Origin of the sequence: Sphingobium sp. (genome assembly GCF_049304695.1) — a bacterium.
Classification (GTDB): domain Bacteria; phylum Pseudomonadota; class Alphaproteobacteria; order Sphingomonadales; family Sphingomonadaceae; genus Sphingobium.
In genome coordinates this window covers 1-8,105 of the sequence record NZ_JBAQOK010000048.1, presented here as the reverse complement: position 1 = coordinate 8,105, position 8,105 = coordinate 1, and the positions used below count along the sequence as shown (strand labels likewise).

Annotated in this window: 8 protein-coding genes; 5 read left to right on the top strand and 3 right to left on the bottom strand. The window is 59.8% G+C overall.

Annotation, left to right across the window (positions count from 1 at the left end; translation table 11 throughout):
- Positions 1-398 (top strand): Rrf2 family transcriptional regulator (locus WA070_RS07280; RefSeq protein ID WP_422633431.1); only part of this gene is annotated, 398 nt, incomplete at its 5' end.
- A 457-nt stretch (positions 399-855) separates the two neighbouring features.
- On the opposite strand, the gene WA070_RS07275 is transcribed toward WA070_RS07280, so the two are convergent.
- From WA070_RS07275 to WA070_RS07265, 3 genes are all read right to left on the bottom strand, one after another.
- Entirely contained in the window at positions 856-1,929 is a 1,074-nt protein-coding gene (locus WA070_RS07275) for an IS110 family transposase (protein WP_422633430.1), read from the bottom strand.
- Entirely contained in the window at positions 1,841-2,401 is a 561-nt protein-coding gene (locus WA070_RS07270; protein ID WP_062348316.1) for a recombinase family protein, read from the bottom strand. The genes WA070_RS07275 and WA070_RS07270 overlap by 89 nt, the downstream gene beginning before the upstream one ends.
- Before the next feature lie 180 nt (positions 2,402-2,581).
- Positions 2,582-2,995 carry a MerR family transcriptional regulator gene (locus WA070_RS07265; protein WP_007015439.1) on the bottom strand — a complete coding sequence of 138 codons (414 nt, stop codon included), beginning with the start codon at positions 2,993-2,995 and terminating at the stop codon, positions 2,582-2,584.
- Positions 2,996-3,070: 75 nt separating this feature from the next.
- Here WA070_RS07265 and WA070_RS07260 point away from each other — a divergent pair, with 75 nt between their 5' ends.
- From WA070_RS07260 to WA070_RS07245, 4 genes are all read left to right on the top strand, one after another.
- Positions 3,071-3,466, top strand: coding sequence for a mercuric transporter MerT family protein (locus WA070_RS07260; RefSeq protein WP_007015440.1), 396 nt, complete (start codon positions 3,071-3,073; stop codon positions 3,464-3,466).
- A 12-nt stretch (positions 3,467-3,478) separates the two neighbouring features.
- Positions 3,479-3,808 (top strand): heavy-metal-associated domain-containing protein, encoded by a 330-nt coding sequence (locus WA070_RS07255; RefSeq protein WP_081096816.1) that lies wholly within the window; start codon positions 3,479-3,481, stop codon positions 3,806-3,808.
- Between the two features lie 38 nt (positions 3,809-3,846).
- Entirely contained in the window at positions 3,847-5,265 is a 1,419-nt protein-coding gene (gene merA, locus WA070_RS07250) for a mercury(II) reductase (protein WP_422633429.1), read from the top strand.
- Positions 5,266-5,356: 91 nt separating this feature from the next.
- Positions 5,357-8,105 (top strand): Tn3 family transposase (locus WA070_RS07245; protein ID WP_422633428.1); only part of this gene is annotated, 2,749 nt, incomplete at its 3' end.

Sequence of the window (8,105 nt, the reverse complement as noted above, 5' to 3'; positions counted from 1 at the left end):
CCCTCAGGGTGCTGCTTTACCTTGGAGCGCGGCCTGATCGGCTATGCTCGATTTCCGAGATGGCGGGTGCCTATGCGATCTCGCAAAACCATTTGATGAAGGTGGTTCACGACCTCGGAAAAGCAGGCTTTGTAGCGAGCGCTCGGGGACGTCTTGGCGGAATTCGGCTCGCGCGACCGCCGGGTGAGATTATCATCGGATCCGTCGTGCGGCACACGGAGGATGGGTTCGATCTGGTCGATTGCGGAAGCTGCATCATCGCGCCGGCGTGCGGAGCGACGGGCGTTCTTCGCGAGGCGCTTGCCGCATTCATGGCCGTGCTCGACAGCTACACGCTCGACGACCTGTTGGCGAGGCGGGTCGATATGCTCAGTCTCTTTGCACCCGAAGCGGCATAGAGGCTCTGCCGATGGAGGAGGAATGTGCGCGCTATCGTTGTGAGGGAGAAGATGGCTCGCCGATCACCGTTTTGGAGTTTCAATACTTCGATCAAGCTGAAACGAAACCCGGCCGACGCCGTTACCCAGGTGCGCAGCGCCTAGAGTCTGTCCTGGCTGATTTGAATCGGTTGCGGGATTCCCAAGCGGGGTAAGATGTGATTCATGTGTGGACGGCCCCTGTTGGGCAAGGGGGAAATTGACGCGTTGATCTGAGCCGGGTCAGGTTCATTCATGTGTCCGGCCTGTTTGCGCGGCGTGAAAGGCCGCTGGCCATGATGGTGTCGGTGGATGGGATCCTCATCAAGCTGGCGCGCTGTGATGCGCGTTGAATCACTCAGGTTGTTTCCATCCCCGGCAAGCCCCGGATCGGCATCACGCGTGTCGTTCTCTCCTGCCCAAAGTGGTTGGCGCCAGGTCAGGCGGTTACCGGACCGGCGCGGTAATTTTCATCGCGCGCCATCACGGCCCAGGCGATCCGGGCCATCTTGTTGGCGACCGCGACGGTCACCAGCCTTGCGGGCTTGCGCTCGAGCAGCTGGTTCGCCCAGATGCTGACGGTCGTCTGCTTGCGCCGGGTGTAGCGGACAACGGCGGTTGCGCCGACGACTAGCAAATGGCGCAGATAGCGATCCCCCATCTTCGATATCGCGCCCATTCGCTCCTTCCCGCCGGAGGAATGTTGCTTGGGTACCAACCCCAGCCAGGCGGCAAACTGGCGACCGGAACGGAAGATAGCGGCGTCGCCGACGGTCGCAACGAGCGCGGTGGCGGTGATAAACCCGATGCCGGGGATCGTCTCCAAACGCTTGCACGCGGCATTGGCGCGATGCCAAGCCATCAACTCGATCTCGATCTGACGGATCTGTTGGCTCAAGCCATCAATCATGCCGGCGATCAGCAGCAATGTCTGCCGCGCCAGTTCCGGGATCGCTGCTTCGCCCGCGTTGAGAACGCCGACGAGCTCGCGGACATGGGCGCGGCCTCTGGGTGCCACAATCCCATATTCGGCCAGATGCGCGCGCAGCGCACTAACCTGCGCGGTCCGCTGCCGGACCAGCAGGTGACGGGCGCGATGCAACATCAGCACGCTCTGCGCGTCGGCCGACTTGATCGCCACAAAGCGCATCGTCGGTCGCCTCACCGCCTCGCAGATCGCTTCGGCATCGGCTGCATCATTTTTGTTCCGCTTCACATAAGCCTTCACGTAGGCAGGCGGCATCAGCTTCACCTCATGGCCCAGGCATTGGAGCTGCCGCGCCCAGTAATGCGCTGTCGCGCAGGCTTCGATGCCGATCAGGCACGGCTCAAAGCCGCCGAGAACCGCCAGCAACTGATCCCGGCGTCGCCTCAAGGTTTGTGCGTCAGACAACGATTTCATGGACAAAGGCGGGAAAGGCTTTTCATGTCGCTGATCGAAGGTACTGATAGAGGGTTTCCCGGCTGATCCCAAGATCGCGAGCGATGGTAGCCTTCTGCTCGCCAGCTGCAACCCGTTGCTTCAACTCGGCCACCCTGTCATCGGAAAGCGACTTCTTCCTTCCGCGATAGGCGCCGCGCTGTTTGGCGACAGCAATCCCTTCGCGCTGTCGTTCGCGGATCAAGGCCCGCTCGAATTCGGCAAATGCCCCCATCACCGACAGCATCAAATTGGCCATCGGCGAATCTTCACCCGTGAACGCCAGGCTTTCCTTGACGAATTCGATCCGGATGCCCCGCTTGGTGAGGGACTGGACCAGCTTGCGCAGGTCGTCGAGGTTGCGCGCGAGGCGGTCCATGCTATGCACGACCACCGTGTCCCCCTCGCGGATGAACGATAGCATGGCTTCAAGCTGTGGCCTGTCGACGTCCTTGCCCGATGCCTTGTCGGTGAAAATCTTGTCGAGTGCGACACCATCCAGTTGGCGATCGACATTCTGATCGAATGCACTGACCCGGACGTATCCGATCTTTTGCCCATTCATCGTCCGCTCCTGGCCAATATGTCAGGTTGGACTCTATAAACTTGGTACGCATATGTCAAGAAATGTGATTCGGCGTTCTTATCTGACACAATTACCGCAAGCATCCTGACGTCCAGGTAGACTATACTCCAGATTGACGACAGAAGATCAAATCCCGCAAAAATAGCGGCCTCACTTGTCCTATACGGACGAAAACTGAAGTGCGTCCAAAATAGGACATTCGGCAACGTCGTCGCCGGTGCATTTGTCTAATGTTGTCGCCAGCGCCGCCTCTATCTTCTGCAAATCGGCAATACGGCGACGGACATCGTCAAGGTGTGCTTGGGTTCTCCCCATCACCTCTGCGCACGTTTGCGCTCCAACGTCGGTCAGCGACAACAAAGACCGAATCTCATCCATCGCAAAGCTCAGATCGCGGGCGCGCAGGATGAACTGCAACCTTTGCACCAGTTCCGGCGAATAGACCCGGTAGCCATTGGCGTTGCGCGCCGGTGCTGGCAGCAATCCGACCTTCTCGTAATAGCGGACGGTTTCGAGATTGCAGCCGGTCCTCCGGGCAAGCTGAGCGCGTAAAATGCCAGATTGTGGCTGCATGAAAAACCTCTTGAGTCTGTACCTACTACAGAGGCTACACTGCGAATCACGAAGGCGGAAGAAAGGATTTGCGGCATGGCCTCAGCGCCTGAATCAGGACAGTCAGCCCTCACTGAAAACGACGAGCCGAAGCGGGCGAACTGGGTCGCCACGGGCGCGCTGATCGGCGCGGGGCTGGCCTCCGCCTGCTGCGTCGTGCCGCTCCTGTTCGTTACGCTTGGCATATCCGGCGCGTGGATCGCCAACCTGACCGCGCTCGAACCTTACAAGCCTTATGTCGCGGCGGTGACGCTGGCTCTGCTCGGCTACGGCTTCTGGCATGTCTATTTCAAGCCGAACCCACCCTGTGAGGACGGCTCATATTGCGCTCGTCCGCAATCGGCCCGCACTACCAAAGCGGTGCTGTGGCTGGGTCTCGCCATCGTCATCCTCGCGCTCACCATCGACTGGTGGGCACCTTGGTTTTATTGAAAGGGTACACCCATGAAGAAGACTATACTCATTGGGCTGGCCGTGCTGGCAACCGCCGGTGGCGGGGTCGCCCTAGCACTTGACAATTCAGCACAGGATCGCCCTGCGGCCACCGCAACCGCTCAGAGGCAAGCCACCTTTGCCATCGAAAACATGACCTGCGCCACCTGCCCGATCACCGTGAAGAAGGCGATGGAAGGCGTGGCAGGTGTCAGCGCGGTGACGGTTGATTTCGCCGCCAAGACCGCGCGCGTAACATATGATCCTCGCCGCGCGAATGCTGCTGCGATTGCCGCTGCGTCGACCAATGCGGGTTATACGGCGCGCGCTATTCAAAACTGAATGACGGCGCCCGTCGCGCCTGAAGAAAGCTGTATCCAATGAACGATTGTTGCAACCGCCCTGGGCGGGATGGATATGACGTGGCCGTCGTCGGTGCGGGCTCGGCGGGTTTTTCCGCCGCGATCACCGCCGCCGAACTCGGGGCGAAAGTCGCGCTGATCGGCCATGGCACGATTGGCGGCACCTGCGTCAATGTCGGCTGCGTTCCGTCCAAGACGCTGATCCGTGCCGCCGAGGCGGTGCACGGTGGGCGAGCCGCCACGCGCTTTCCCGGCCTTGGCGGTAACATTCAACTAGGCGATTGGGCGCAGCTCGCGGCATCAAAGGATGAATTGGTCAGCACGCTGCGCCAGAAAAAATATGTCGATCTTCTGCCCGCCTATTCCGGGGTAAGCTATATCGAGGGCAAGGCACGCTTCGCAGACGGTGCGCTGATCGTTGACGATGTGCCGATAAAAGTCGGCAAGGTCATATTGGCGATGGGTGCGCACGCCGCCGTGCCGCCGATTCCGGGGATGGACAGCGTGCCCTACCTAACCAGCACATCGGCGCTAGCGCTGGATCGCCTGCCCAAATCGCTGCTGGTGATCGGTGGCGGGGTGATTGGGGTTGAACTGGGACAGATGTTTTCGCGTCTGGGCGTTGATGTCACCATCTGCTGCCGAAGCCGCCTGCTTCCCGAAATGGACCCGGAAGTGAGTGCCGCGCTAAAAAACTATTTGGAAGCCGAGGGCGTGCGGGTTTGCGCAGGTGTCGGCTATCAGCGTATCGCCCAAACACAGAGCGGGGTCGAATTGACCTGCGAGGGGCATCGCGACACCGTCGCGGCGGAACAGGTGCTGATTGCCACCGGACGCCGACCCAATAGCGACGGGCTTGGGTTGGAGGAGCGCGGCATAGTGCTTGCCCGTAATGGTGGAATCGTCGTCGATGACCACCTCGAAACGTCGGTCTCAGGCATTTACGCGGCGGGCGATGTAACGGGACGGGACCAGTTCGTCTACATGGCCGCCTATGCCGCAAAACTGGCCGCGCGCAACGCGGTGACGGGCAACCAATACCGCTACGACAATTCCGCCATGCCATCCGTCGTTTTCACTGACCCGCAAGTCGCCAGCGCAGGCCTCACTGAAACTACAGCACGGGCGCAAGGCCTGGACATCAATGTTTCGCTGCTCCCGCTCGACGCTGTGCCAAGGGCACTGGCAGCACGCGATACGCGGGGTCTCATCAAACTGGTTGCCGACAAGGCAAACGACCGTTTGCTGGGTGGCCAGATCATGGCACCCGAAGGCGCGGATTCGATCCAGACACTGGTGCTGGCGATCAAACATGGCATGACCACCCTGGAATTGGGTGCAACGATATTTCCTTACCTGACCACTGTGGAAGGCCTCAAACTGGCGGCCCAAACGTTTGATAAGGATGTCGCCAAACTGTCTTGCTGCGCCGGGTGATTGCTCGGGGATCAATCTACAACGAATAGACACCCTCCAGCGCGAGCCGCTTTGGTGTTAATTTTGTCGTTCGACTCAGCGGGAGAGCAAAATGGCACGGCGCCGACTTCTGACCGGAGACGAGCGACAGCGCCTGTTCGATCCTCCTGTCGAGGAAATCGCGATCATTGGGCATTATACCCTTTCCGCGGAAGATGTTGAATTGGTTGGGCGCCGCTATGGTCCAGCAAATCGCCTCGGTCTGGCTGCACAAATCGCTTTGATGCGACATCCCGGCTTTGGTCTGCAACCCGAGATCGGGCTTCCCGACGTCATTCTTCAGTACCTCGCGGCACAGTTATTCGTCGATCCTTCCTCCTTCTCTGCATATGGTCAGCGCGCGCAAACACGTACCGATCATGCCGATCTCGTGGCGCGTTATCTTGGCATACGCCCGTTTCGACGCGGCGACCTGGCACTTGCCCTGAATCTTGCCGCGCAGGCCGCCGAGTATACAGACAGAGGTGAACCGATTGTTCGCGCCCTAATGGTTGGCCTGAAGGGTGAGCGGTTCATTCTTCCGTCAGGCGACACGCTGGAACGCGCCGGTCTTGCTGGCCGGGCACGCGCACGCAAAGCTGCCGCAGCCGCAATCGTCGAAGGCCTCAGCTCTGCTGAACTGACACGGCTAGACGAACTCGTAATCAACAACCCGGATTTCGGCATGACGCCGCTGGCGTGGTTGCGTAATTTCAAAGAAGCCCCGACTGCGGCCAATATCAATGGCTTGCTTGAGCGCCTGCGCTATGTTCGCGGCATAAGTGTCGACCCGGCAGTTGGGGGCGCCATTCCGGAATTCCGCTTTACCCAGTTTCTCCGCGAAGGCGGCGTGGCACCGGCATTCCTCCTGTCGGATTACAGTGTCAATCGCAGGCGGGCGACGTTGACGGCCGCAGTGATCGACCTTGAGGCCAGACTTGCCGACGCGGCGGTCCAGATGTTTGACCGGCTTATCGGCGGCATGTTCACGCGTGCCCGACGTGGGCGCGAACGTCGCTATCAAGACAGCATTCAGTCGGTGGGGCAACTTATGCGGCTGTTTGGTGCCACAATCACAGCACTTGATGAGGCTGTCCAGAATGGCGGCGATCCGTTCGAATTGATTGACGAAGCGGTGGGCTGGCACCGACTTGTTGCGGCAAGGGCCCAAGTCGATGCCCTTGCTGATCTTGCCGGCGAGGACGCACTGGTAACGGCAACCGAGCGTTACGCCACGCTACGGCGTTTCAGCCCAGCATTTCTGGACGCTTTCGCGTTCAAGACATCGGGAAGCGGATCGGCACTACTCAAGGCTATCGATGTCATTCGCGATGCGAACACACGAAAGTCGCGCGACCTTCCCGATGGCGTTCCACTGCCATTCCCCAATCGGCAATGGAAGCGCCTCATCACCGAAAACGGCCGTATCGACCGCCGACGTTATGAAATTGCGATCATGGCAACCTTGCGCGATCGTTTGCGCGCCGGTGATGTATGGATCGAGGGAACCCGCAACTATCAGTGCTTCGATGCCTATTTGCTGGGTCGGCGCGACGCCGCCAAAGTGGCCGATGCGCTTCCGTTCGATTCAAATGCTGCGTCCTACCTCGCTGACCGGTCACGAAATCTTGACTGGCGGCTGCGCCGATTTGCCAAACAGTTGAAAGCAAACAAGCTTGAGGGAGTGTCGCTCGAACGAGACCGGCTCAAGCTTCAGAAAATGCCGCCTGTCACCCCACCGGAAGCTGAAGCCCTCGATCGTAAGCTCGATACCCTGCTTCCCCGCGTGCGCATCACCGAGCTGCTGCTTGAAGTCGCCGAACGCACTGGTTTTTTGAACGCATTCCGTGACCTGCGTTCAGGCAAGGAGCATGACAACCCCAGCACGGTACTCGCCGCAATTCTGGCTGACGGCACCAACCTCGGGCTGGAGAGGATGGCCAATGCCAGCGAAGGCGTCAGCTATGCCCAGCTCGCATGGACCCACAACTGGTACCTTTCCCCCGACAATTATCAGGCCGCACTGGCCATGATTATCTCAGCCCACCACGAGTTACCCTTCGCGCGGCATTGGGGTGCTGGCACCAGTTCGTCGTCCGATGGCCAGTTCTTCCGGTCGGGGCGGAGCCGTTCGGGGGCGGCGGACGTCAATGCCAAATATGGAACCGAACCTGGCGTGAAAATCTATTCCCACCTTTCCGATCACTTCGCATCATTCGGATCACGGATCATGTCCGCGACGGCAGGTGAAGCGCCCTACGTGCTCGACGGCCTTGTCCTGGGCGCTGGCAACCTTCCGTTGCATGAGCACTATACCGATACCGGCGGCGCGACCGATCATGTTTTCGCACTCTGCCACCTGCTCGGGTTCCGCTTTGCGCCCCGACTGCGCGATATTGCCGACCGCAAACTGGGTTCGATCGCTGCGCCATCGACATACAAGGGCATCGAAAGCCTGATGGGCCGCACCATCAAAACCGCAGCGATCGAGGCTGATTGGGATGACATCGTCAGGATTGTCGCCTCAATCAAGGATGGCACGGTGGCGCCGTCAGTAATCTTGCGAAAGCTTGCCGCCTACAAACGCCAGAACAGGCTGGATTTTGCATTGGCTGAACTGGGCCGTATCGAGCGCACTTTGTTCACGCTCGATTGGCTCGAACAACCGGAACTGCGCCGTGCCTGTCAGGCCGGTCTCAACAAAGGCGAAGCGCGGCACACGCTTGCCGCCGCCATCTATACCAACCGGCAGGGCCGGTTCACCGATCGCTCGCTGGAAAATCAGGAATTTCGTGCATCTGGGCTGAACTTGCTGATCGCGG

Bases quoted from the DNA above. Each gene is read 5' to 3' on its own strand.
- WA070_RS07270 (WP_062348316.1), bottom strand. From the start codon at position 2,401: ATGAATGGGCAAAAGATCGGATACGTCCGGGTCAGTGCATTCGATCAG.
- WA070_RS07255 (WP_081096816.1), top strand. From the start codon at position 3,479: ATGAAGAAGACTATACTCATTGGGCTGGCCGTGCTGGCAACCGCCGGT.
- WA070_RS07265 (WP_007015439.1), bottom strand. From the start codon at position 2,995: ATGCAGCCACAATCTGGCATTTTACGCGCTCAGCTTGCCCGGAGGACC.
- WA070_RS07260 (WP_007015440.1), top strand. From the start codon at position 3,071: ATGGCCTCAGCGCCTGAATCAGGACAGTCAGCCCTCACTGAAAACGAC.
- merA (WP_422633429.1), top strand. From the start codon at position 3,847: ATGAACGATTGTTGCAACCGCCCTGGGCGGGATGGATATGACGTGGCC.